Source organism: Planomicrobium okeanokoites (genome assembly GCF_003428875.1).
Lineage (GTDB): Bacteria > Bacillota > Bacilli > Bacillales_A > Planococcaceae > Planococcus > Planococcus okeanokoites.
This window is the reverse complement of the sequence record NZ_QQRS01000003.1, coordinates 197,512-221,478: the sequence shown is the minus strand read 5'-3', so window position 1 is coordinate 221,478 and position 23,967 is coordinate 197,512. Positions and strand designations below refer to the sequence as shown.

Annotated in this window: 21 protein-coding genes, 1 pseudogene and 1 riboswitch; of the genes and pseudogenes, 5 read left to right on the top strand and 17 right to left on the bottom strand. The window is 47.3% G+C overall.

The window, feature by feature from the left end; translation table 11 throughout:
* Nucleotides 1-95 precede the first annotated feature (95 nt).
* A complete protein-coding gene (locus tag D2910_RS09025) occupies nucleotides 96-662 on the bottom strand; it encodes a hypothetical protein (RefSeq protein ID WP_117313265.1) in 567 nt (188 codons plus the stop codon).
* A gap of 331 nt (nucleotides 663-993) precedes the next feature.
* Here D2910_RS09025 and D2910_RS09020 point away from each other — a divergent pair, with 331 nt between their 5' ends.
* Entirely contained in the window at nucleotides 994-1,821 is an 828-nt protein-coding gene (locus tag D2910_RS09020) for an STAS domain-containing protein (RefSeq protein ID WP_117313264.1), read from the top strand.
* Nucleotides 1,822-1,903: 82 nt separating this feature from the next.
* On the opposite strand, the gene D2910_RS09015 is transcribed toward D2910_RS09020, so the two are convergent.
* The 9 genes from D2910_RS09015 to D2910_RS08975 form a co-directional block, all read right to left on the bottom strand.
* Entirely contained in the window at nucleotides 1,904-2,773 is an 870-nt protein-coding gene (locus D2910_RS09015; RefSeq protein WP_117313263.1) for a peptidylprolyl isomerase, read from the bottom strand.
* A 145-nt stretch (nucleotides 2,774-2,918) separates the two neighbouring features.
* Nucleotides 2,919-4,424 carry a phytoene desaturase family protein gene (locus D2910_RS09010; RefSeq protein WP_117313262.1) on the bottom strand — a complete coding sequence of 502 codons (1,506 nt, stop codon included), beginning with the start codon at nucleotides 4,422-4,424 and terminating at the stop codon, nucleotides 2,919-2,921.
* 264 nt (nucleotides 4,425-4,688) lie between these two features.
* Entirely contained in the window at nucleotides 4,689-5,009 is a 321-nt protein-coding gene (locus D2910_RS09005) for a hypothetical protein (RefSeq protein WP_084242786.1), read from the bottom strand.
* 107 nt (nucleotides 5,010-5,116) lie between these two features.
* Complete coding sequence (gene nhaC, locus D2910_RS09000; protein WP_117313261.1) at nucleotides 5,117-6,511, bottom strand: Na+/H+ antiporter NhaC; 1,395 nt, start codon at nucleotides 6,509-6,511, stop codon at nucleotides 5,117-5,119.
* 398 nt (nucleotides 6,512-6,909) lie between these two features.
* A complete protein-coding gene (locus D2910_RS08995) occupies nucleotides 6,910-7,725 on the bottom strand; it encodes an STAS domain-containing protein (RefSeq protein WP_117313260.1) in 816 nt (271 codons plus the stop codon).
* Nucleotides 7,726-7,914: 189 nt separating this feature from the next.
* Nucleotides 7,915-8,475: an MEDS domain-containing protein gene (locus D2910_RS08990; protein WP_117313259.1), complete on the bottom strand. Its 561-nt coding sequence runs from the start codon at nucleotides 8,473-8,475 to the stop codon at nucleotides 7,915-7,917.
* A gap of 145 nt (nucleotides 8,476-8,620) precedes the next feature.
* Nucleotides 8,621-9,670, bottom strand: a complete 1,050-nt coding sequence (locus tag D2910_RS08985) for a hypothetical protein (protein WP_117313258.1) — start codon at nucleotides 9,668-9,670, stop codon at nucleotides 8,621-8,623.
* A complete protein-coding gene (locus D2910_RS08980; protein WP_117313257.1) occupies nucleotides 9,657-10,007 on the bottom strand; it encodes a PadR family transcriptional regulator in 351 nt (116 codons plus the stop codon). The genes D2910_RS08985 and D2910_RS08980 overlap by 14 nt, the downstream gene beginning before the upstream one ends.
* A gap of 189 nt (nucleotides 10,008-10,196) precedes the next feature.
* The gene (locus D2910_RS08975; RefSeq protein ID WP_117313256.1) at nucleotides 10,197-11,261 is read right to left on the bottom strand and encodes a saccharopine dehydrogenase family protein; all 1,065 of its coding nucleotides are present in this window, start codon (nucleotides 11,259-11,261) and stop codon (nucleotides 10,197-10,199) included.
* A 135-nt stretch (nucleotides 11,262-11,396) separates the two neighbouring features.
* Nucleotides 11,397-11,496, top strand: a riboswitch (purine riboswitch).
* Nucleotides 11,497-11,566: 70 nt separating this feature from the next.
* Between D2910_RS08975 and D2910_RS08970 the strand changes: the two genes are divergently transcribed.
* Nucleotides 11,567-12,742: an MFS transporter gene (locus D2910_RS08970; protein WP_117313255.1), complete on the top strand. Its 1,176-nt coding sequence runs from the start codon at nucleotides 11,567-11,569 to the stop codon at nucleotides 12,740-12,742.
* A 287-nt stretch (nucleotides 12,743-13,029) separates the two neighbouring features.
* On the opposite strand, the gene D2910_RS08965 is transcribed toward D2910_RS08970, so the two are convergent.
* Nucleotides 13,030-13,965: a nuclease-related domain-containing protein gene (locus D2910_RS08965; protein ID WP_117313254.1), complete on the bottom strand. Its 936-nt coding sequence runs from the start codon at nucleotides 13,963-13,965 to the stop codon at nucleotides 13,030-13,032.
* A gap of 336 nt (nucleotides 13,966-14,301) precedes the next feature.
* Here D2910_RS08965 and D2910_RS08960 point away from each other — a divergent pair, with 336 nt between their 5' ends.
* Entirely contained in the window at nucleotides 14,302-14,553 is a 252-nt protein-coding gene (locus tag D2910_RS08960) for a hypothetical protein (RefSeq protein ID WP_117313253.1), read from the top strand.
* A 64-nt stretch (nucleotides 14,554-14,617) separates the two neighbouring features.
* Here D2910_RS08960 and D2910_RS08955 read toward each other — a convergent pair whose 3' ends face one another.
* Nucleotides 14,618-15,502, bottom strand: coding sequence for a proline iminopeptidase-family hydrolase (locus D2910_RS08955; protein ID WP_117313252.1), 885 nt, complete (start codon nucleotides 15,500-15,502; stop codon nucleotides 14,618-14,620).
* Nucleotides 15,503-15,684: 182 nt separating this feature from the next.
* Between D2910_RS08955 and D2910_RS08950 the strand changes: the two genes are divergently transcribed.
* Nucleotides 15,685-16,992 carry an acetamidase/formamidase family protein gene (locus D2910_RS08950; protein ID WP_240633586.1) on the top strand — a complete coding sequence of 436 codons (1,308 nt, stop codon included), beginning with the start codon at nucleotides 15,685-15,687 and terminating at the stop codon, nucleotides 16,990-16,992.
* 56 nt (nucleotides 16,993-17,048) lie between these two features.
* On the opposite strand, the gene D2910_RS08945 is transcribed toward D2910_RS08950, so the two are convergent.
* Both D2910_RS08945 and D2910_RS08940 read right to left on the bottom strand, forming a co-directional pair.
* A complete protein-coding gene (locus tag D2910_RS08945) occupies nucleotides 17,049-18,035 on the bottom strand; it encodes an aldo/keto reductase (protein WP_117313250.1) in 987 nt (328 codons plus the stop codon).
* Nucleotides 18,036-18,214: 179 nt separating this feature from the next.
* Nucleotides 18,215-19,021, bottom strand: coding sequence for an alpha/beta hydrolase (locus tag D2910_RS08940; protein ID WP_117313249.1), 807 nt, complete (start codon nucleotides 19,019-19,021; stop codon nucleotides 18,215-18,217).
* Between the two features lie 235 nt (nucleotides 19,022-19,256).
* Between D2910_RS08940 and arr the strand changes: the two are divergent.
* Nucleotides 19,257-19,673: pseudogene (gene arr, locus D2910_RS08935) on the top strand (NAD(+)--rifampin ADP-ribosyltransferase).
* Between the two features lie 396 nt (nucleotides 19,674-20,069).
* Here arr and D2910_RS08930 read toward each other — a convergent pair.
* The 3 genes from D2910_RS08930 to D2910_RS08920 all read right to left on the bottom strand — a co-directional run bounded on the left by D2910_RS08930 (nucleotide 20,070) and on the right by D2910_RS08920 (nucleotide 23,846).
* On the bottom strand, nucleotides 20,070-20,540 hold the full coding sequence (locus D2910_RS08930) for a DinB family protein (protein ID WP_117313248.1): 471 nt from the start codon (nucleotides 20,538-20,540) through the stop codon (nucleotides 20,070-20,072).
* A 178-nt stretch (nucleotides 20,541-20,718) separates the two neighbouring features.
* Nucleotides 20,719-22,149: a carbon starvation CstA family protein gene (locus D2910_RS08925; protein WP_117313247.1), complete on the bottom strand. Its 1,431-nt coding sequence runs from the start codon at nucleotides 22,147-22,149 to the stop codon at nucleotides 20,719-20,721.
* Between the two features lie 662 nt (nucleotides 22,150-22,811).
* Nucleotides 22,812-23,846 (bottom strand): zinc-binding alcohol dehydrogenase family protein, encoded by a 1,035-nt coding sequence (locus D2910_RS08920; protein ID WP_276310420.1) that lies wholly within the window; start codon nucleotides 23,844-23,846, stop codon nucleotides 22,812-22,814.
* Nucleotides 23,847-23,967 lie beyond the last annotated feature (121 nt).

Sequence of the window (23,967 nt, the reverse complement as noted above, 5' to 3'; positions counted from 1 at the left end):
CCATGTCCCCCGTAAATACGGTTGATTTATTATATGTTGGAAAATTCTAGGGCGCAATGGTTTTCCCACAGATTTTTGCGGAATTTTTGCAATCTTTAAAGTTGCCGATTTTGGCTGTTTTCAACTTGCGGATCAGCAGCACCCGCTTTGCTTTGAAGTGCAGCTAAAAGCGCTCCCCCGATTCCTGCCCATATAAATCCGACTGCCATCATCAGTGAAATCAGCATCATCGTATAAAATTGTTCCTGAAATAAACCCGTTAAAAATGGTGACAGGCAAAAAAGCAGCGTCACCACGAATAATGTACGCGTCAGCCACAACAACACGCGGGGAATTTCTTTATGGAAGCTTATTCGCCTCATCAGCATAAAGGAACCAACCGCCAGCAATACCGTTCCTGAAAACAAAAACAGCAAACCGAACGGTATGCCGGTGTCCGGAAAATAAATCTCAAAAAAATGGAACAACCCATTAAACACGAGTGCCGCACTCAACAGGAGGAGTGGATTCTTCAGTTTCCTGCTATATAGAACATGAAGAACATAAATGCCCCCAAGACAAAGAAGCGGAAACACAAACTTGACGTAGTCCGTCCAATCGCTGGCGAAATATCCTGTGTTGATTTGCCTGCCGATCACCACAAAATCGTATAACGGTTTCATTCCCCAAAGGATTCCTCCAACAATACATAAACAGGCAGCCATGGTTTTCAAAGTGCCTTCTCCCTTTCAGCAATGGATTTGATAATTGTTTATTCCACATGAATCCTTAAACTCCTGCACATTAATAAGACAGCCGCTTCTAAGCGCTCCATAATTGAACTGCTGCTTATTTTTGCCGGGATTAAGGTTTCGCCAAAAAATAGCTTGGGTATAGTTAGAATTGTTCATTTTGTTAGACACAGGTTTACAATCTGAATTTCAATAATGCTATACTTAATTAAAGGTAATGGAAGTATTTATAAAAAATTACTTATCAAAGGAGAAAAAAGGAATGGCTGAGGCATTGCAAAAATCAGAAGAAATTAAGGTTTTCTTTGAAAAATACCGGGAAGCATTTGATGAAAAATTATTGGAAGAAGCCGTTAATGTAAAAGACCGGATTGATGAAATCCTGCGAATCGGCAATATCGATCTCGTTTCAAATGCCCACAAAGTTGTCGGCTATATAGTTGAAGGACAGGAAGAGGAGCTTAAATTATTCGCAAAGCAGGAAGGCATTGCCTGGGCGACGCATTCGATCGAACTTTCCTTTAAGCTGGAATGGATCCAGGCCATCCGCCGCACCCTTTGGACCTTCCTCCAGCAGTACAACGATGCTACATACAATAAATCCGGATTCGACTTCTTCTCCATGGAACAAGATGTGAATACACGCGTGGATACGTTCCTGAATCACTTTTTCATCAACTACTCCACCTATAAAGATTCATTGCTCATGGCACATCGCAAGCTTGTCGAAAATCTTTCGGTGCCGATCATTCCGATCAATGCAGCTGTTTCAATCTTGCCGCTGATAGGTTCAGTCGATTCTTTCCGTGCATCAATTCTGGAAGAAAAAGTGCTGACCGAGGTTGGAGACAGCCATATCGAAACTTTGATCCTGGATATGTCCGGTATTGCCGACATGGAACCAGAGGTCATCCATCACCTGATGAAAATCATCGATGGCAGTGCGATGATGGGCTGCAGAACCGTCATTACGGGCTTGCGGTCAGAAGTCGTCCGGAAAATGATCAATCTTGGTTTATCATTCGATCCTAAAACCAAAACGTTGGGAACGCTGCAGAACGCCCTCAGCGAATATCTTTCAGTCGAATAAAATCGATGCACATAGAAAAACCGTGATTTGGATCAATTCCAAATCACGGTTTTCATTTTCTACTATTCATCGGCAAAATCAATCAGTCTTGGTCTAGTTTGTTTTCAATATCATACGCCGCTTGTTTCTCGGCAATCCAAGCAGCATATTTTGCATTCAATGCTTCATCGAACAGGATCTCTTTGATCTGCTCTTTGCTGTCTTCGTGCGTTGCTTCAGAAGCTTTCGTTTTATCCGTCACTTTGATGATGTGATATCCGAAATCAGTTTGGACCGGATCGCTGACTTCACCCGGTTTCATCGCGAATGCCGCTTCTTCGAATTCAGGCGCCATTTCACCTTTTCCGAAGCTGCCAAGTTCACCGCCGTTTTCAGCATTGGCCGTATCAACGGAATATTCAGCAGCCAGTTCTGCGAAGTCTTCCCCATCCGCCAATTTCTGCGCCACTTCTTCCGCCTGTTCTTTTGTTTCAGTCAAGATATGGCTGGCTTCCACGGTTGCGCTTTGGCCAAGAGCTTCTTTATTCTCCTTGAAATATGTCTCGATCGCTTCATCTGTGATTTCGATTTCCGGACCGATCAATTTCTCGATTCTCAAAAAGTTCTTCATTTCCTCTTCCAGATCCTCTTTGGTTAACCCGCTTCCTTCAAGTGCAGCAGCAAGCCCTTCAGCACCGCCGTATTGCTCTTCGTATTCCGCGAGTTCCGCATCCAATTCTTCCTGGGTGATTTCAATGTCCGCTTTTTCGGCTTCCTGGCGGATGATTTCATTGGAAATCATGATATCCAACGCCTCTGCTCCACTTGTTTTCACCATTTGCTCATAAAGTGCATCCTGTTCGATTTCTGTGCCATCGACTGTCGCCACGACTTCTTCTTTATTGAATCCCACCATCAGGAAAATGGCTGAGGCAACGATAATTCCAATTGCAAAATAGATAGCCTGCTTCATTTTCATCCCTCTTTCTTTTTATCGATAACATCACTTTAGCAAGAGGATATGAACAAACTATGACCGGGACATTAATAATCGTGTAAGTTTTTGTTCAAGGCATTATAAAAAGGAGAAGCGATGAAGCTCCTCCTTAAATCTGGATTTACCGTTTTCCAGTCTGGTCACGTTTCACAATTTTATCGCTCACCTGCTGGCCGCTGAGTGTCACCATCGGCATGCCGCCGCCGGGATTGACGGTGCCGCCGACAAAGTAGAGGTTATCGTAAAGCTCACTTTGCTTCTTATGCTTGAATCCGCCATTGCGTTTCTTGTCCGAAACGGTGCCGTATATCGCCCCCCGGTCAGAACCATAGACCCGTTCAATATCATGCGGCGTCCATACATCACGCGTCACGATATTTTCCCGAAGTCCATCAAGGCCCATGCGTTCCAGCTTATCGATCACCCGGTTTTCAAAATCCAGGTACTGTTCCGGCGTGAATGGCTTGTCTTGAATATAGGGGATATGCGGAAGGATCTTGATGTTTTCGTGTCCTTCAGGAGCCTGTGTGGGATCTGTCTTATTGACATTGACCAGATAAATGGTCGGATCGTCCGGCAGCTCATGTTTTTCGAACACTTTTTCCATTTGTTCTTTCAGGTTTTCAGAGAAGAAAAAATTATGGTGATTCAGGAAAGGATATGTTTTCTTCACACCCAAATGCAGGACGAGCCCGGAACTTGCCGGCTCATATTTCTTCTCGAGCTTCTCGACAAACTTATCGTCTGCGTCCACCATTTTCCGGTAGAATGGAATCACTTCCATATTGGATACATAGTAATCAGCTGTTTTGAATGAACCATCTTCGAGTTCGACACCAGCGATTTTCTTGTTGTGATCAGTGCGGGCTCGGACAACGCCCATACCCGTGTGAATTTGAACGCCTTCTTCTTTTGCCAGTTTCGTCAGGCCTTCCGCAAGTTTATGCATGCCGCCCGGTACATACCAGCAGCCCTGCGCATGCTGCATATAAATCATCATGTTGAGAACAGCCGGCGCACTGTACGGGGAAGAGCCGACGTATTTGACGAAATACGATAGCATGTCACGCAAATGCGGATTACTGATGCGCTTGGAGATGCCCTCGTACATCGTAGAAGTCAAATCGAATCCTCTTAATGTCGCGATGATGCCGTTTTGAGCCACCGCTTCTTTCGGCGATTCGAAGCCTTCCGCCAAATAGCTGTGTTCCGTCGTCTTGTAGATACGCTGTGAATATTTCAGCAGTGAATAGTATTCTTTAATATCCTTTTTGGAAAGAGCAGGATTTGTCCGTTCCATTGTGTGTAGGTTGCGGTATAAGTCCAGTACGGTACCATCGGGAAAGAACGAGCGCCATTCCCGGTTGAGCCGTTTCATCTGCACATAATCTTCCATCCGCTTGCCGCTTCCCCGGAATAATTTATCGAATATATGCGGCATCGTCAAAATCGAAGGGCCAAGATCGAAACCGAACCCATCTTGCTCCAGACGGTTCACTTTCCCGCCAATATGATCATTCTTCTCATATAAAGAGACCGCGTAACCTTTCTGAGCTAGTGAAATAGCCGCTGACAGACCGCCAAGGCCTCCCCCAATCACGATTACGGATTTTCCAGCATTATTCATATATGTACCGCCTCTCTTCCCTACCTTATTTTATTCTATCCAGCCGGCTGAAGTTTGCAGGGACATCTCAGTAAAAGAGCTTTCTTCAGAACGTGGCAATACTCCTTCTTATTCCCTCAATTTTAAACTTGGAAACTCAGTTTGTATAGTTTTTGTGTAAGCGTCATAACTATGTGCTGCCGATCTAGCAAGGTCGCTGACTGTAAATAATAAAAGCAGCAAAACGGTCAGAAATGAAGCTGACTGTTTTGCTGCTTTTATTTTCTACTGAACGTTCCGTTCTTCTTGCCTACTTGAATGTTCATAAGCGAAATAGCCGCCAAGCAATCCAAATCCCGCCCCAAACGTAATGCCCGTCGACATGGCAAAGGGAAAGATCAGGCTTAATACCAGCCCCAGCGCACTGCCAAAGACCATCCCGAGAGGAATCAGACTGTCCAGTAAATCCTGGGCAGCTTTTGTTTCTTTCTTGCCGAGCGTCCCCCGCTTCTGTTTGCCTTTCAATCTGAGAATGACAAAAAGCGATATCGCTCCTACAAGCACAATCGGCCAGACGATGCTTAAAATTTCAATCGCCGATTCCATATGAAAACCCCTTTCATATTCGAATGGTGGATCCGTGCTGTTTACCTTCTGCTTTCAATGGTAAACGAACCCGAGCAAAACAGCCACCCCAAAGGCGTCTTCATTTTTTATGCAGCCTTAAGCTTTTTATTGTACGTCAATGTCTTCCCGCTGATTCCGAATAATACCGTCAATACAGGCGACAAGAGACAGAAGAACGCAAACGGCAAATATTCAAGCGTCGGGACGCCAAGCACGGATGTGATGAAAATCCCGCAGACACTCCACGGAACAAGTGGATTTACAACTGTTCCGGCATCTTCCATGACCCGGCTCAAATTCTTGCCCGCCAGCCCCGCTTTTTCGTATGGCCCTTGAAATGCCTGTCCCGTCAGAAGGATCGACAGATATTGTTCCCCGATCAGGATGTTGATGCCGATTGCCGTCAACGCCGAAGCCGCGATAACTGAAGATACTTTCTTCAGCAGGCTTTCAATTTTCATCAGCAGACATTGAACGATTCCTAAAGTGAATAATAAACCTCCCATGCTGAGTGCCAGCAGCACCAGGCCGATGGTGAAGAACATGCTTTCCATGCCCCCTCTTGACAGGAGTGCGTCGATTTCTTCGATGCCGGTTGCCGAGACATAACCGCCAAAAAGAACACCGAGCGTTTGAGGAACTGTAAGACTGATATGAAGCATCGAAACGGCGATAGCGGCTATCGAGCTCGCAGCAAGTGTCATCAGCGCCGGCACTTTCATGATTGTTAAAGTGATCAGGACGAGGAGCGGAATGATTGAATACCAATGAATCAAACCTGTCTGCAGCAGGCCTTCTTTGAACACCGCAATTTCTGCTGCATTGTCGAGTGTGATGGACGGTGACATGAGCCCGAAGAATATCAATGTCAGCACGAAAGCTGGAACCGTCGTCCAGCTCATGTTCCGGATGTGTTCAAACAAGTCCACACCGACAATCGACGATGCCAGATTGGTCGTATCCGACAGAGGTGACATCTTATCACCGAAAAATGCTCCGGAAACAATGGCACCTGCCGTAACAGCTAGCGACAGATCAAGTGCGCCGGCAATTCCGATAACCGCGACTCCCACTGTGGCAACAGTCGTCAGTGAACTGCCGATGGACAAACCGATGATTGACGTGACGATAAAGACGATGGCAAAGAAAAAGAGTGGTGTAACCAGATTAAATCCGGCAAAGATCAAAGTCGGAATGGTGCCGCTCAACATCCAGCTGCTGATGAGGATGCCGATGAAGAAAAACAGGAATACCGCGCTCATCCCTGCTCCCGCCCCTTCCACTAAACCTCGTTCCAGTTCTTTGTAGGAGATCTTTTTTACCAATCCATAGCAGATCAACAGTAAAATCGCCAAAAGAATCGGCACATGAGGAGGCGCTTCAAAAAAGATGATGCTTGAACTGATGATAGCTGCGATGATGGCTGTGAGCGCAAGCGCTTCTGGAAAACTCGGTGATAAAACTGCTTTGATACGAAACATTGATGATTCCTCCTGGATGCTAAAAAGTATGTGAAACGAAAAAAAGAAAGCCCGCGCCCCTGACAAAGGGACGAAGACTCTCTCCGCGTTACCACCCAATTTGATATTTCCGCCTGTGCCGAAATATCCACTTCATTCATCGCCGAAATTACAGATGGTGTAATTCACCTGAATTGCTGCCTGGATTTGCACCACTCATCCAGTCTCTTCCTGCTGCCCGCAATCAGCCTACTCAATCCATCATTCAACGTTCGTATAGCCGCTTTCAATTTTCATAATCTTAGCATGTTCCACAAACATGTCAAGCGTGTCATTCAAATTCCCCAAAATACTCCCCCTAAATTAGCAGCCGAGCAAAAAGAAAAACCGTCAACTGAGAGTTCAGCCGACGGTTTCCTTCAGTGTTCAGTTAACTCCAAGAATTCTTTTACAGTTCCATAAGTCTGCATGTCACTCATGTTGATCCCCAGGCTCACAGCAGTATGGGCAATCACTGGCCGGATTCCCGTCAATATCGGCTTTATGCCAAGCAACTGCAGAAGGTCCCGAATCTGAAAGATCTGCTGGGCCACATTGGTATCGAAATGATGAATTCCTGAAAAATCGATTACAAGTTGCTCGATATCCAAGTCCACGACCTTCGGAATGACTTCCGTCGACAGATATGCAGCCCTGGAATCGGTGAATTCACCGATGAGCGGCATGACACCGACCCCTCTTCTGATCGGAACAATCGGCGCAGCCAACTCCATGATCTCCTGCTCATTGGAATCCAGCAGTTTCTGATTTTCCAGATTGAAATTCGTTGTCGTTTTCCGAAGCGCATCATCAAAAATATAGATTACGTGATGATAAAGTTTAGAGAGTTCTGCTGCGCTGCTGTTCTCCAGAACGCCTCTCTCCTGCAGTTCATGCAAAAGCGAAAGCCGGAACGTGCTGATGATTTCAACTGTATTTTTCAAAAGCGTCCCGTCATAGTAAAAGTAATGGTCGATATCGTAATCCATTTCCATATCCAGGGTTTCCTGGCGGGTGCTTATTAGTCCCAGTGCCACCTTATCCAAAAGCCGTCCGATCAATTCACAATGTTTTGCAAGCTGTTCATCCGTCAAGTCCAATTGCAGTTCTTCCGTTGCCTGCATCAACAGATTCTTTGTTAAGGATTTATTTTCTTCTCTGATGAATTCCGCTACTTTATGAAGTATAATGTCCATTCCTCTCTCCTTGCAGTCCGTCTCCTAAGTCGTTATACAAAAGCTATATTTTTTATTATTCCCCCGCTTGACACAGATAAACCCTATGATGACCGTACACTTCAATTAAAACGGATTACTTCTTTCCACAATAAAAAAATGAAAGGCATCCCGCCTTTTCAGCGGAACGCCTTTCATTATCGATTACATTCAGGAAGCTGCAATTTCATTTATCCGGTCATCTTCCATCAAATAACTGTGTCTCGTACGCAATTTTTCCTGCAGTCCTGCAGAAACCCGGGTTAAATCATAGGCGCAGACAGCGATAAACTTATTTTCCGATATAAACTGGGTCGCGCTTTTATCGTAGAGGAGAATCTCATCTTCAATATCGTCTCCGCTGCCCCATTCGATATGGCCCCACGTCCGGAAAAACTTTTCTTCGCTAGTAGCCTCATTCAGCTTTGCCTTAAAGTATTCAATGATGGATACAGGCAGAAAATTGCCTTCACTCCAGTAAAACTCGAAGTTATTAGTGAACTGTACTGATTTCAATTCATCTTTGGTTACCAACTGCTCCAACCGCTGATAAATCGCGGGTGTTAGACGAGGATTTTCAACTATAAAAATATAATCGCCATTTTTGATACCATCCAAAATGAAAACTAAAATATTCTTGATATAGGCTTCTTCTTCTTCACTCAGGTAAAAGATATGAACGCCATCTTTTTCGCGAAGTGCAGATGTAAGTTCCGGAATTTTTTTCTCCATCTTATCGCCTCCCGCCTGTTCAGTTGCTCCCGAATTCTCAGAGAATGGGAGACCAATATATATAATTTAACTTACTGGCCTGCCTCAGTCTATTTTGAACCCTCAACTTGGCGAGAGAATCCGGTCTTTATTGCCGTAAAAAGAATCAGCTTGATCCTTTGCCCATTCTCCACTTTTTCAAGGAGGAACCTTCTTTCATGAACGTTTTCCTGAAACCTTGGATCACATCAATAACAGCAAACAGGGCAACGGTGAAAAGCAGTCCTCCGACAATCCAGTTCAATGCGTCCGCTGAGCCGAATATCCTTTCAAGCTCCAAAATGAAGCCCTCTGTAAAGATCTCCGCATTTGTGAATAACAAGATGAAAACCAGCACGGTCAGCGTCTGCAGGGCTAAATTATAAGTTGCCATCCTGAAATCCCATCTTCTGCGTGCCCACTTCCAGACATCCATGATGATTTGAAGGATGACTGTCAGCAGAACAAGCGGCCAATAGGACAACAGCACGGTTTGATTGAATGCCGGCGTCGTAAAGTCAAGGCCGGACGCACTGCCTTCATAGATGCCGATCAATTTATCCGCGTTGAAATAGACTGAAACCCATACAGCAGTCCAAATCAAATCAAAAGCAGGCTCACTTCGTGGAATAACCCGGTTTTTAGGCATCAGCTCCTGCTCGGAGGCCATATCATCCGGTGTCCATCCTTTTTCCGGCAGCACGATTGGCGTCTTTCCAGTTGCACGATTTGTCCGGTCGACCCATTCAATGATAAAGAAGACAAGAGTCACCCAGAAAAAGACATTCACCGCTGTATCAACCACAGCAGCAATCCCATCCGCAAAAAGGCCACCGACGACACTCGCCACTGATGCTTCCCCGGCACTCGAGAAGATGGTAGTAATGATCAGCACCATCAATACGACAGTGACGACGACTGGAATAATAATCTTCAGTAAAGTCACATAAGCATCAAAGAACGCCGGTCCGATCAAATACCTGGGCTGCGATCGATACTTGCTTGCCAATACAGCCGGATCGCCGAATTTCATAAGCAGTTCGCGCTCTTCTTTTTCCGCGTATCCCAGTGGCAATAAATCTTCCAGGGTGGCCCGCAATTCTTTTCCGATATCGTCCCTCTCTTTCGCCGGCACCCTGCGCACCACTTCACCGACATACCGGTCAATCAATGTCATCGGAACCATCCCCTTCAATAAGCTTTTGAAGTTCTTCCGCTACTTTCCGCCACTCCTCTGTCATCTGACTGAATGCGTCCGCTCCTTTTTCGCTTAACGTGTAATACTTTTGCGGCCTGTCTCCTGCCCCTTCCCAATCCCCCAACAGCAGCTTCTGCTTTTCAAGCTGCCGGAGCATAGGCGCCAATGTGCCGGGATTTTCCAACAATCCCCTTTGTTCCAAGATCCGGATCAGGTTTGCGCTGTTTCTCGGTTCATTCAATTGTGACAGCACGGCCAATGCCAGCACTCCGCTCCTCAGCTCGCCTGGCCATCCATCCATTGCTGATTTTCCCAATATTTCCACCTCCCGTAGCTCTTTTTTCGTCCTGAACTATACTCTTTATTTTAATCCTTCCAAATTATCCACACAATAAATAATTGATTATTTTGATAATAAAATAATTATTGTTTATAGAAGTGGATAAAAAAACACACCGAGGGTGCGTGGTGTGTTTGGTGTGGTTCACATATGCTATTCCATTTTTCATCCTGGATAAATCGTCTCTTCTTCAAAATTGCCGGATCCTGGCAACTCCTCTACCAATCCTGAGCCGAAAAGCATCGCCGGCGTGTAGCTTCCTTTCGGAAACTCTCCTTCGAGCAGGCGGCTGACGGATTCAAGTGCGCCATAAACCGTCAAATCGTAGACGTTCGCCGTTTTAATCCGAACCGTTTTTGCAACACCATCCTCATTGCGCGCTTCTCCCCAAATATAAGCGGGTGCTCCGGCGCGACGGGTTTCGTCTGGACCTTTCACACGTCGGTTCACTAAATTCTTGAGGGCTTTCTGGACAGCAGGCAAAGCAAGGATGGCTCCGGCGCTGCCGAAGATGCGCGCACCAAAAATGCGCGATTTTTTCATCGGAATCCAAGTGGCGATATTCGGAATCCCGGTTGTGTGGAATGCGGTCGACACGTCGCCCCAAGGGATGCCCATCGCAGAACGTGAGCCTCGGCCGAAATCGATCGTGCGATGCTGGCTTCCGATCGGCACCGGTATCAATTGGCCGTTCTGCCGCTCCGCACTGCCAGACCCCATCCCTTCGATCATCGTCTTGAATGTCCCCGGTGAAATGCCTGAATCCGAATCAAATCCGAGTGATAGACTGCTCGCATCCGGCAACAGTTCTTTCAATTTAAGCGCTGTGCAGTCTGTTGGAATCACATCAAAACCGACGCCTGAACAGATGGTGATGCCCGCTTCTTTCGCTTTCGCATCCTGCGCGAAGCTGTGTTCGAAAACGGAAATTTCGCCGGTGATGTCCATATAATCGGCACCCGCCTCAAGGCACGCCTTGATCATCGGTCCGCTCGTTTTCTGGAAAGGACCGGCGCAGTGCAGCACAAGGGCGATATCGCTCAGGTTTTCAGCAGCGGACGGTCCTACCGGAAAGACGCGCGTTTCCAGTTCCAGCTCTTTGCCCAGCGGTTTCAGTTTGTCTGGATTACGTCCGGCCAGCACAGGATTCCAGCCACGCTTTTTCGCTTCCCTCGCAATCAATTCCCCCGTATAGCCATAAGCTCCATAAATCAGCCATTTTTTCTGCACTTGCTCCACTTCCTTTTCTCGAAAATTAAGGTTTCTCAAATCATACCTTTTGTCAGGAACACGTTCAAATTTTTATTTCCACTCTTTTACCTGCTTGCACAAAAAAAATTTATGTAGTAAGATTTTCAAAGTAATCAATTGAACGACCATACTCTCTGTATAACCTTAAGAATACGGCTTAAGGGTCTCTACCAGGAACCGCAAAATCCTGATTACAGAAAACGACTACTCGTTTTCTGTAATCAGGATTTTTTTATTTTCTGACAAATAGAGCAATTTTTAATTGGAAAGGAAGCGTAATTGCAATGAACCTGAAAGTCTATATCTTAGCCTTATCCACGGTCGCAGTCGGACTTGTGGAATTGATTGTCGGAGGAATCCTGCCGACGATAGCCGATGAATTCGATGTATCGGTAAGTTCGGCTGGACAATTAATCACTTTATTCGCGTTGATCTATGCGATTGCCGGTCCGGTCCTGCTGGTGGCGACCAGCCGTTTTGAGCGCAAGAAAGTCTATCTGATCTCCTTGTTCATCTTTTTCCTCGGCAATATCATGACATTTTTCAGTCCTGATTTCACCTGGATGATGATTGCACGGATTTTGACGGCTGCGAGTACAGCGCTGATCATCGTGCTGTCGCTCACGATCGCTGCTAAAATCGTCGAACCGCCTTACCGCGCGAAAGCGATCGGCCTGATTTTCATGGGCGTCTCTTCGTCGCTCGTTCTCGGCGTTCCGCTCGGCATCCTCATCTCGGATGCATTCGGCTGGCGCTTCATCTTCCTTGGCATCGCCGCATTGTCCATCGGCTCAATGGCGCTGATCGCGCTTTACATCCAGCCGATTCCGGGCAGTACGGCCATTCCGCTGAAGCAGCAATTAAAAGCGGTTGCCAGCGCAAAAATCGGCACCGCTCACCTGGCAACGATGTTCATGCTGGCTGGCCATTATACCGTCTACGCCTACTTTACGCCGTTTCTCGAAACGACAATGAACTTGAATCCGTTCTGGGTCAGCGTCTGCTACCTCGTATTCGGCCTGGCTGCAGTAAGCGGCGGCGCAATCGGCGGCACCATGTCCGATTCGATCGGCTCGAAGAAAAGCATCCTGATCGTCATTTCCGCATTCGCGGTCTCACTGTTCCTGCTGCCCTTCAGCACATTTTCACTAGTCATCTTCCTGCCGGTGATGGTCATCTGGGCAGCGCTAAGCTGGGCACTCGCCCCGCCGCAGCAAAGCTACCTGATTGAAACGGATCCCACCACTTCCGACATCCAGCAGAGTTTCAATAATTCTGCCCTGCAAGTCGGCATCGCGCTGGGTTCCGCAATCGGCGGCTTCACACTCGCCCAAACCGGTTCCGTCACCAGCACCTCCTGGGTCGGCGCCGTCATCGTGCTCGGCGCACTCGGCTTTGCCGTCTTCTCGTTAACGCGTCCGGCGGTTAAGCGGAATGAAAAGGAAATAGAAAGTATGTAATATGAAAGACGGCCGCGAATGATTTCGCGGCCGTCTTTTTTGGTTTTGATCTTGATAAGGGGCTTTTCGCGAGCGAAAAGCTTCCTTCTTTGGGTTTGTTGGTGAGAGGTGGAGGCTGGGTTTTGGGTTTATCGGCGATTTTTGATGATTTATCAGCGATTTTCGATGTTTTATCAGCGATTTATTCCACTTTATCAGCGATTTTTCACCGTTTATCAGCGATTCTCATGATTTACTCAAAAACACCATTCAACTCTCACCAAAATTCATAAATAATAACGTATTTTTCATCTATTCTTTATTCTATAGACCCGTGTTTTTCTCTCGCCAGTTATCTCTAAGTCATATTTAGTTAAAACACGTCTTGCTGAGTCAGAATTATCAATTCCACTAAACTCCCGAAACTTCCTATTCGTCAGCTCTCCATCTATCAATGAAAAATATTCCTGCACCGCCAGTCGATCGGCACCCGCATCTTTATTTCCGCAGGCCGCACAGATCCAGGATTTCTTTATACGCCGCATGCCGAGGCTGGAGCATTTATTACAATAGACACCGGTCTTCAAGTCACGTAAGTCGATCTTATAAAACTTGCTCAAAGGGGATAATTTAAAGGGGACCTGGTTTGCCGCGATCAGCTTCCCGATGTCCTCAAGCGGACGGGAAACGGCGGTTAGGGGACTGTCCCGAAGAATTCGGTAGAGATATTGGTTCATCTGATACGTTTTGCAAATCAAAGCATCAGAAGGCTTCGTGTGGAATACACAACTGTTTGCAGTGTAAACAATCAAACCGGTGACGGGCAAATTGATATTGTGGAGCTTAAACCATTTCCGGATAAAATGAATATGCTTATTCAGCTGGAACACGGGATTATCCATAGTCAGGATTTCGCCACTCGGCAAGTCCTTCCTGTAATATTCCTCATTCACAAGGTCGTAATGGATTTCACCGCTGACATTCTTGGAATCCATCACTATGGCACAACGGTCAGTCAGCAGCAGACCATCAATCTGAACCGCCCACTCGCCCAACAGCATATTCAGATCCCATACAGGCAAATAATTACCTTCATATGAAAATTCCCGAAACTTCTTGACCATCTTGCCTTCGCCGCGAATTCCTGCAGCCGCTCGGTGCAACTGGTTTTCTAGGTATTCACGCTCCTTGTGGTTGGATGAAATACGCTTCAACAAACACTCAATCGCTAACGCTTTAGGCAATAAATCCAGTTCCGTTTTTATGCTTTACACCTCCCAAAAATTTTAAATTCCGCCTATATTTCTACTGTGAACGAAGCATTATTCACGCTTTAATCGTACCATATTACCAACAGTGTCAATATCAAATTCTGTTCCAAAACTTCAGAACAAAAACACTGGAATGGAACAGTTTGCCACGGCAAACTGCCGGGGCTCGTGAGCTGAGGAACGCTCACGAGCCCGAAAGACCAAACATCCCACTTTCTAGTAATTCCATTTAAACCCATAAAGTCCTGTGATAAGCTTAATCTAGAAAGTAACCAGACCCAGCTACACCTAAAATTTAGGAGGGATTCCTTGAAACTTTTTAAATTTATATCCTGGCTGATCGGCACCCTTTTCTTATTTGTAGCAGCCAATCATTTTTTCAACCCGAATTTCACAGGGAGCATGACTCTTTTTTTCACACTCTCTTTTTTACTGTTCACTTCTTCAGGCATCTATGAGTATCTTGATCAGCGCAAAAAGACAGCAATACTTTACTTCTTTACGAGTACTGTCTGCTTTTTCGCCTTAGTTGTAGAACTTTTCGGTACGAATCAAGTTTGATGATTTCCTTAACCCAAAAACCGTTAACCCTGATAGAAGGTTAACGGTTTTTCTATTACTTATTTTAAGCCCCCGGCTTCATCTCCTGCCGGTTCACCCATTCCCGCACCACTTCGACATACGCTTCCGGCTCCTCAATACCCGGCATGTGCGAGCTGTTTTCAAAGACATGAAATTCCGCATCCGGCACCAGACCCGCATAATACTCGGTGGCTTCTGGCGTCGCTTCATCGTAACGGCCGCATGTGAACAAAGCCGGAATTTTTATTTCGCCCAAACGGTCTGTTGCATCAAAATGCTTCAGCGTTCCGGTCACCGTAAATTCCGAAGCGCCCCACATATAATTGTAGACTTGGTGATTCATCTGCTTCATATCTTCCACCAGCTCTTCAGGCCACGGATCGACGCGGCACATATGGCGCTTGTAATAGGCTGTCATCGCCTCGTTGTATTCGGCAGAATCGGTCGTTCCTTCACGCTCGCTATGCTCAATCGTTTCCTGGATGTTCTTCGGGAACTCTTTCAAAAGATTCCGCTGATCCCGCTCCCAGCGCTGTGCATCGAGAGCCGGTCCCGAAAATATCACACTGCGGACGCCTTTCGGATTTTTGAATAGATAAGAAGCGGCAAGCATCGTGCCCCAAGAATGCCCGAGCAGATGGAATTCCTCCAAGCCCAGCGCCTCGACCACCTGCTCCAGTTCTTCAACAAAACGCTCCACTGTCCACAGCGAATTATCTGTCGGACGATCCGAATTCCCGCTCCCAAGCTGGTCGTATTGGATCACCGGCCGGTCCGTCCCGAGCTGGCGCAGCGGATCACTGTCGCTGCTTTTCGACCCCGGTCCCCCGTGCAGCACCAGCAGCGGAATTCCCGGCCCTTTCCCGGTAATCCGGTACCAGACGTTTCCTCCATTAACTTCAATATGCCCTACTGTAACATCCTCCATTTATATACAACTCCTTTTCGTGTATTCCTTTTATACCCTTTCTGTATAGGAATAAAAATCTCCTTTAAATGAAATCGAAAGTTACTTCAGTTAATTGCCAACCAATCCTCCAAATTGTGATTCCTACCCCCTTCCCACTATAATGAAAATAGTCAGACTATTATAAAATGAGGAGGATCTATGTGAATAAAACAGCTGTGGAGACTTTATTCGTAAATCATTTCGTTGATGGTATTTTGGATCCGGAAAAAGAAATGCTCGGGCCGGTGAAGGACGGCGGCACGATCATCGCCAATACGGCGCCGGGCTGCTGGGGGCCGATGATGACGCCGAGCATCATCGGCGGACATGAAGTGACGAAGCCGGTGTATGTGGAAGGGGCAGAGCCGGGAGACGCCATCGCCATCCGGATCCAGTCAATTACGGTGACATCACACGCGACGGCTTCCGGAAACGATAAAATGATCGAAGACCGGGCGGACGGCGACGGCTATGTGGCGGCGAAATGTCCGGAATGCGGCACGAAGAACCCCGAGACTGTCATCAGAGGCATCGGTATGGAAGCGATACGCTGCGCCAATTGCGGAGCAGACGCGACGCCTTTTGTCTTTACGAACGGCTACACGATTTTCTTTGGTGAAAAAGGCGATGTCGGTCTGACGTTGCCGCAGGAAGCTGCCGAAACGATTGCGCGCGACGGCCGCGCCTATATGAAAACACCGGACGAATCCGTGCAGAATCCGGTCGTGACGTTTGCGCCGCATGATCTGGTCGGCACCATGGCGCGCATGCGCCCGTTCCTCGGACAACTTGGCACGACGCCATCCCGCGCGACCCCCGATTCTCATAACGCAGGTGACTTCGGTTCATTCCTTGTCGGCGCACCGCATGATTATGCAGCCACACAGGAAGAATTGGAAACGCACCGCACGGACGGCCATTTGGATGTGAACCGTGTGCGCGCCGGAGCGGTGCTGATCTGTCCGGTGAAAGTGCCGGGAGGCGGCGTTTACCTTGGTGACATGCACGCCATGCAAGGCGACGGCGAAATCGCCGGCCACACAACCGACGTGTCGGGCATCGCTCATCTCCAGGTCAGCGTGCTGAAAGGGATGAACATCAAAGGGCCGATCCTGCTGCCGAATGTGGAAGATCTCCCTTACACGGCGAAACCTTTCACTGCGGAAGAAAAGCAGTCCGCACGACAAATTGCCGAGACCTGGGAAGTCAGCAAAATCGAAGAATCGTACCCGGTATCATTTATCGGCTCAGGTCCAAATCTCAACGACGCCACCGAAAACGGCTTGAAGCGCGCCGCTGATTTCTTCGGCGTCACTGTACCGGAAATCATGAACCGCGCGACCATCACCGGCGCTATCGAAATCGGCCGCCACCCAGGCGTCGTCACCGTGACGTTCCTTGCGCCTGAGCAGTATTTGCGGAAGACGGATTTATTTGAGATCGTGAGAAATCAATACGGGCAGCAATGACAAAAACCGCCACCCCTTTTATGGGATGGCGGGTTATTTTAATTTCGAATAGAATTTTATTTCCCGGGCAATACCGCTTTCGAAGAAACCAGTTTCTTCTCAACCAGCTCTTCCCAGAAAGCAACCGGAATATCTGCCTGCATCGCCTGCAAATCTTCCTTGATGTGCTCCGGCCTTGTCGAACCGACTACCACTGCTTTTACAGCTGGATGTGCTGCCGAGAACTGGAGTGCGGCATGCTTTAATTTGACATCATGATTTCCTGCCACATCAGTGAATTGCTCGACTCTCTTTTTGATATCTGGAGTGATTTCCTGATAATCGAAAAAGTCTCCGCCGAGCAATGCACCAGAGTTATAAGCCGAGCCGATGACGAGTCCGCCACCTTTTTCCTGCGCCAGCGGCATCATACGCTCAAGGGCGCGTTCGTGCTGAAGCAGCGTGTACTGCGTGGCAGACAGACTGAGATCCGGATGGGCTTCTTCCAGTTCAAGCGCCACTTCGATTGGCGTCGTTGTGTTGACGCCCAGTCCCCAAGCCTTTATGACACCTTCATCTCTCAGCCGGTCGAGTACTTTAAAAGCGCCTTTTCGCGCTTCATCGAATTTTGTAATCCATTCATCACCAAGAAAGTCCGGTGAGAGGTCATGCACATAGACCATATCCAGACGGTCGGTTTTCAGGCGCTTCAGACTGTCTTCAATCGATTGGAGTGTGCCGTCTTCCGTGTAATCTGTTCGGATTTTATTTTTCCGGCCATATTCAAACAAGCCTTCTTTTTCTTCTTCTTCGTCGAGAATGATCCGGCCGACCTTCGAACTCAGCAGGAAATCATCGCGCTTATGCGTGGACAGAATTTCACCTAAGCGGATTTCAGCCAGCCCTGCGCCATAAAACGGCGCCGTGTCAAAATAACGGATTCCTTCGTCCCACGCGGACTGAATCGTTTTCATCGCCTCTTCTTCCGGAACATCTCTGAACATATTGCCCAGCGGCGCGGTGCCAAAGCCCAATTTATGTTTTACCTTCAACTCGTTTTTCATCTGGCTCCACCTCTTTTAATTTTTTTTCATAACCCCTGTCTACCCGCTATGAAAATGGGTAAACGACGGAAACCGATCTGCATTCCAATAAAAAATCCCCCTGCAGGAAAGCAGGAGGAAAATCTTATTCTGTTTATTTTTCATCAATGGCGTGCGGCGTCTTCATAGAGCAATCCCATCTAAAGCCGTTCGTTCATCCACTCCACCACTTCATCATAAATCTTATACTTGGATGGCTCATTAAAGATTTCGTGCATCAACGACGCATAGATTTTCAACGTTTTGTCTGCAGAACCGATCTCTCCGTAAAAGTCGCGTGAATCTTTTTCAGCGACAAGCCCGTCTTCATTGCCATGCAGCACAAGCACTGGGTCCGTAAAATTTTTGGCATTCGCTTTCAGCCAGTCGATGCCGGTTCCAAACTGATTGATAAGGGCGACCGAAATCTTCTTTTCCACCATCGGGTCATTGGCATAGGCTTCGACCACAGCCGGATCGCTGCAGACGCCTTCGCCGAGTTCATTGTCCAGGTACATATCTTCCGGCAAGTCCATCGGCAGCTGACCGAACAGCTGATTGTTGTAGCGGGTCAGCGCACCGGATAAGACGATCCCCGCTGCATGTTCCGGATATTTCGTACCGAACGCTGCTGCTGTGAAGCCGCCCATACTGTGGCCGATGAGAAAAATCGGCGTATCTGAATTCTCTTCCTTAGCCAGGTCCATAATAGTTTTCAAATCATCCGGCATTTCATTGAAATCGTCAAAATGCGTACGCTTTCCGTCAGACCGAGCATGTCCGCGCTGTTCATAGCGGTAGACGGTGAAACCATTGCTCAGCAACGTTTCAGCCAGCGCATCATAACGGCCCAGATGCTCTGCTAAACCGTGAGAAATCACAGCCACTGCCCTTTGATTCTCAGCCGTATCCTTCCGGCTGAACAATTGCGTTCCATCAAAAGATTCAATCATTCGTTCTTCTGCCATCGAATTTCCTCCATTCAATTAAAACTTATCCCCTGTACCATTCTCCATGAAAATGAAAAAACCCTTCTGAAATGGCCGGCGCGCGGTTCATTCAGAAAGGTTTATAATTTTTTAGCTGCCGTTCTCTATACCTTTATTATACACCCAATAAAAAATGATTAACAGACTACTTTTTCGCGAATCCCTGTCCTATACTGTTACATAACCAAGTAAACCAAACAGGAGGCAGACTAATATGAATGAACAAAATGATGTCCTCGATCGTGGCCCTTTCTTCCACGGAACGAAAGCAGAATTAGCTCTTGGCAGCCTGCTCGAAGCGCAAAACCTCTCAAATTACCAGGACAAAAAATCGAATTACATCTATTTCACCGCGACATTGGAAGCGGCCAAATGGGGAGCCGAACTGGCAGCCGATGATGCCCGGGAACGAATCTATCTCGTCGAGCCGCAAGGCGAATTCTAGAACGACCCGAACCTGACCGACAAACGTTTCCCCGGCAACCCGACCCGCTCGTACCGGTCGAAGTCGCCGCTGAAAATAGTCGCTGAATTGGGTGCCTGGCAGCGTCATTCCGATGAAGAGATCGATCACATGCTGAACTCGCTGAAATCATTGCGTGGACAAGGCAAAGACGTCATCATCGATTGACTCGAAATAAAAATTGTCATGCTTGACCCGTTTTCTTCTTAATAGCGAGCAGATTGATAGGGTTTGACCTTTATAAGGGGCTTTTCGCTGGCGAAAAGCGTCCTTTTTTATTTTTTTGTCTTTTATGTTGGGTGGATTGCTGGTGAGTAATGAGGTTATCCGCGGCTGGGTGGCGTTTATCCGCGGCTACGGGACATTTATCCGCGCCTAGAAGTCTTTTATCCGCGCCTAGACATCATTTATCCGGGGCAAAACCCCGTTTATCCGCGCTAGCCTCAAAATCAGCAAAAAAATCCAAAAAAGCTGCCCGCTTCCCAACTAATCGGGAGCATGAGCAGCTTCTGATGAGATAATGACTCTTTCCAAAATAGTATGCAAGCCTGCGAAGCTGGCAATTCAGCTTTCTAGTTCAGTCGGCGGCCAGTCGCCTTTAATTTTCCGTGCAAACACCACTTGCCCGGCATGGTACGTATTGTGCAGAACGATTGTCTGCAAACAGTCGCCCCGGGTGTCTTCCCGTCCGGGAACCACTTTTTCCAGTAAATCTTTTGCGGATTCCTGCTCGGCTTCTTCCAATCCTTTCAAGAAATACGCAATAGCCGAATCCCACTCATCTTCGCTTTCCGGCGACGGCGTATGCGGCCAGGATTCCTCATCGGGATTCTGGCTTTTCGGCGTTTGGCCGTTCAGCAGATCTAGCATATAATCCTGCCAATAATTCATATGGAATAATAATTCCCAGATCGAATGCGGGAAATCACCCGATTTGTCCCCCGCCTCTTGCCAGTCTACCCCGTCAAATACCTTCGCCGTATCGAAGTGAGCCCCTTCGCCGTGCAGACTGTTTTTGAAAAATTGCCCGTTCATGAAATTCCTCCTTCTGTCATCAAATAAAGCTGTCTCCCTTATACTTACCTATTCCACGTTCCACGGAAACATCCTGTTTTCTATAGAAAGATTTTCAGCATTCAATAAAATAACTTTTCATAAGAAAAACCACACCGGATGCAAACATCCGGTGTGGCAGCATAATTTTTATTCCAAGTCAGTCCACCGCAACGACTGTCTCGACATCGTCGGCGCGATTCTTGCGGGCTTTCGCATAGAACAGTGCCACAGTGATGATGGTCAAGACCAGCCCGATTATGAACGACAGGTTGAGGTCAAGGTTAAAGCCGATTTTCTGATTGAGTATATAGACGAAAACCATATAGGTGATGAAGATTGCCGGCGCCAATGACACCAGGTAATTCTTGCCCTGGATATAGAGGTACATCGTCGCGATCCACAAAGCGATGGCGGCTGTCGCCTGGTTGGCCCAGGAGAAATAACGCCACAGCAAGGCGAAATCGATTTGAGTCAGTACCAATGAAACCGCAAATAGCGGAACAGCGATCATCAGGCGCTTCAACACTTTCTGCTGGTCCACTTTGATGTAATCAGCAATGATTGAACGCGCAGCGCGGAACGCCGTATCGCCTGATGTGATTGGCAGGACGATGGCACCAAGAACAGCGATCGTACCGCCGACTGCACCTAACAGCGTCATGGAGACTTCATTGACAACAGCAGAAGGAGTTCCTGAACTGATGATGCTTGAAAGCGTCTGGCCATCGAAGATGCTCATTGCGGCTGCAGCCCAGATCATCGCGATGATCCCTTCCGCAATCATCATGCCGTAGAAAATGTAACGGCCCTGCGATTCATTTTGCGTAGTCCGCGAAATGATCGGCGACTGCGTCGCGTGGAAACCGGACAAGGCTCCACAAGTGATCGTAAAGAATAGCATCGGGAAAATCGGCAAATTGTCCGGATGCAGATTCTCTAAGCGAAGTTCCGGAATTTTGTATTCAGAAAACAGCAATGCAATGCCGACGCCAAATGTTCCGATCAAAAGAACGGCTCCGAAATACGGATACAACCGGCCGATGATTTTGTCGATCGGCAAAATTGTCGACAGGAAATAATAGACGAAAATCAAACCGATCAGAATTCCGACTGCCACTTTTCCATCCAGCAGGATTGCGAGCAATGACGCCGGTGTTGTTACGAACACGGTTCCGACAAGCAACAGCAGCAATAACGCAAAGAAGTTGACGAGATGCTTGGATGCCGCACCAAGGAATTTACCGGCAAGCTCCGGAATATGTGCGCCTTTATTGCGGATGGAAATCATGCCCGTCAGGTAATCGTGCACCGCCCCTGCAAAAATACAGCCGATGACGATCCACAGAAATGCGACCGGGCCATACAGCGCTCCCATGATCGGACCGAAGATCGGGCCCGTCCCTGCAATATTCAGCAATTGGATCAGCGAGTTTTTATGCTTGTTCATCGGCACAAAATCAATGCCGTCCTGATTGGCGTAAGCCGGTGTTTTCCGACTAGTTATTGGACCAAATAGTTTTTCGATATACTTTCCATATGTAAAATAGGCTGCCACAAGCAACGCAATCGAAACGATAAATGTAATCATATTTTCTCTCCTCTTTTATGTAATCGCTTACAGCAGTAAACAAAACTATCCGCTATCCCTGTTTCATTTTTTTAAATGAAGCTACAAGGTAACCGTCATTTTAATACTGCTCTATAGAATATTACAATAATTTTAGAAAGTCAATTTGTTTTTTTGGCGCTTTGAGCTAAAACTTTTGGATATAGATTTTAGAATGTAATGGGATGTCAATTTCCAATTTTATGGATTTACTGTCCATTGGGATGCCGTTACTGTCCGCTATGAACCAAATACTGTCCATTAGAGCCCCAATACTGTCCGTTAGACATCGAATACTGTCCATTACGATTTCTGAACCTCAAAATAGAGCCTCTGAAGTTCGATTTCTGTTCGTGTGACTAGTTTCCAAGAATAATTATTTCCAGTATTAGGCGATACTTTCCAATTCCAGTGAAATACTTTCTTTTTTAACCTAGCGATTAACTAGAAAATATATTGTAAGTTATTTCAAATAAACCCGATGACCTCTCACCATTTTCGCATAAACATTAATTGCATTCTCTTGTACTTTCGCTTTTCGCCCGCGAAAAGCATCCATTCGTCTTTTGATCTTGGCTCTTAAAAAATGGAACAAAAAAACGCCGCCCTCTCTACAAAAAGAGAAGTCGACGCTTTATTTATTTTCACTCGAAAGGACCTTCCAGCACAATCTTTCCAATCGTCTTGCCCGTTAGCAGATTGGTATAAGCCTCTTTCAGATTTTCCACCGATATCGGTGAGAAATGCTGCGTCATCGTCGAGCGGATTTTATTGTCATCCACCCAGTCCGCCAAGTCGTTCAGCATCATGTGCTGATGCACCATGTCAGCCGTCTGGAAAACGGAGCGCGTGTACATGAGTTCGTAGACGAACGTGACACTTTTGCCGAACAGCGCGAGGTCGAGCGGCTTGAACGCCGGCAGGATCGAGCAAATTTTCCCTTGCGGCAGAATCACTTTCGCCATTTCAGCCATGTGCTCGTCGGGGCTGTTCAGGCAGAAAATATAATCCACGCCGTTGATGCCCAAGTTCTCCAGCTGTGGTCCGAACTCTTCGTGATGGTTGATGGTATGGTCGGCGCCGCGATCTTTCGCCCACTCGACCGTCTCGGTGCGGGAAGCTGTGCCGATTACCGTCAAACCGGCGAGTTTAGCGATCTGCACCGCAATTGAGCCGACGCCGCCTGCCGCTCCGAGGATCAGGATGCTTGTGCCGGTGTTGTCCGATGGATCTTTCGAAACGCCAAGCCGCTCGAATAACGCTTCATACGCCGTAATGCTGGTCAACGGCAATGCCGCTGCCTGCGCAAAGTCAAGGCTCGCCGGCTTGCGGCCCACAATGCGCTCATCCACGAGATGGAATTCACTTTGGCCGCCTGGACGATTGTTCGTGCCAGCGTAAAAAACTTCATCCCCGACATTGAAATAAGAACAGTCATCACCCGTCGCAACAACCACGCCAGCCACATCCCGGCCGACAACCGTCAGCGACTCATCGTCTTCTTTTTTGCCATCGCGTGTGCGAAGGTCTGTCGGATTCACCGATATCGCTTTTACTTCCACCAGCAGATCGCGTCCCGCCGCTGTCGGTTTTTCTTCCTCCACCAATTGAAAATCCATCGCTTCATCTTTCGATCCCGGTTTGTAAAAACCGAATGTCTTCATCGTTTCTGAACTCATGCTATTTTGCCTCCCCTTCGTTTGGATGCTCTTCAACTTATGAAACTCATTTTACACATCCTCCCAGATGCTTACAAAAATAAAGGACCGCCTCTTTTTTGAGCAGCCCTTTCCAAAAGCA

Bases quoted from the DNA above. Each gene is read 5' to 3' on its own strand.
- D2910_RS09025 (WP_117313265.1), bottom strand. From the start codon at position 662: ATGAAACCGTTATACGATTTTGTGGTGATCGGCAGGCAAATCAACACA.
- D2910_RS09020 (WP_117313264.1), top strand. From the start codon at position 994: ATGGCTGAGGCATTGCAAAAATCAGAAGAAATTAAGGTTTTCTTTGAA.
- D2910_RS09015 (WP_117313263.1), bottom strand. From the start codon at position 2,773: ATGAAGCAGGCTATCTATTTTGCAATTGGAATTATCGTTGCCTCAGCC.
- D2910_RS09010 (WP_117313262.1), bottom strand. From the start codon at position 4,424: ATGAATAATGCTGGAAAATCCGTAATCGTGATTGGGGGAGGCCTTGGC.
- D2910_RS09005 (WP_084242786.1), bottom strand. From the start codon at position 5,009: ATGGAATCGGCGATTGAAATTTTAAGCATCGTCTGGCCGATTGTGCTT.
- nhaC (WP_117313261.1), bottom strand. From the start codon at position 6,511: ATGTTTCGTATCAAAGCAGTTTTATCACCGAGTTTTCCAGAAGCGCTT.
- D2910_RS08995 (WP_117313260.1), bottom strand. From the start codon at position 7,725: ATGGACATTATACTTCATAAAGTAGCGGAATTCATCAGAGAAGAAAAT.
- D2910_RS08990 (WP_117313259.1), bottom strand. From the start codon at position 8,475: ATGGAGAAAAAAATTCCGGAACTTACATCTGCACTTCGCGAAAAAGAT.
- D2910_RS08985 (WP_117313258.1), bottom strand. From the start codon at position 9,670: ATGACATTGATTGACCGGTATGTCGGTGAAGTGGTGCGCAGGGTGCCG.
- D2910_RS08970 (WP_117313255.1), top strand. From the start codon at position 11,567: ATGAACCTGAAAGTCTATATCTTAGCCTTATCCACGGTCGCAGTCGGA.
- D2910_RS08955 (WP_117313252.1), bottom strand. From the start codon at position 15,502: ATGGAGGATGTTACAGTAGGGCATATTGAAGTTAATGGAGGAAACGTC.
- D2910_RS08945 (WP_117313250.1), bottom strand. From the start codon at position 18,035: ATGAAAAACGAGTTGAAGGTAAAACATAAATTGGGCTTTGGCACCGCG.
- D2910_RS08940 (WP_117313249.1), bottom strand. From the start codon at position 19,021: ATGGCAGAAGAACGAATGATTGAATCTTTTGATGGAACGCAATTGTTC.
- D2910_RS08930 (WP_117313248.1), bottom strand. From the start codon at position 20,540: ATGAACGGGCAATTTTTCAAAAACAGTCTGCACGGCGAAGGGGCTCAC.
- D2910_RS08925 (WP_117313247.1), bottom strand. From the start codon at position 22,149: ATGATTACATTTATCGTTTCGATTGCGTTGCTTGTGGCAGCCTATTTT.
- D2910_RS08920 (WP_276310420.1), bottom strand. From the start codon at position 23,846: ATGAGTTCAGAAACGATGAAGACATTCGGTTTTTACAAACCGGGATCG.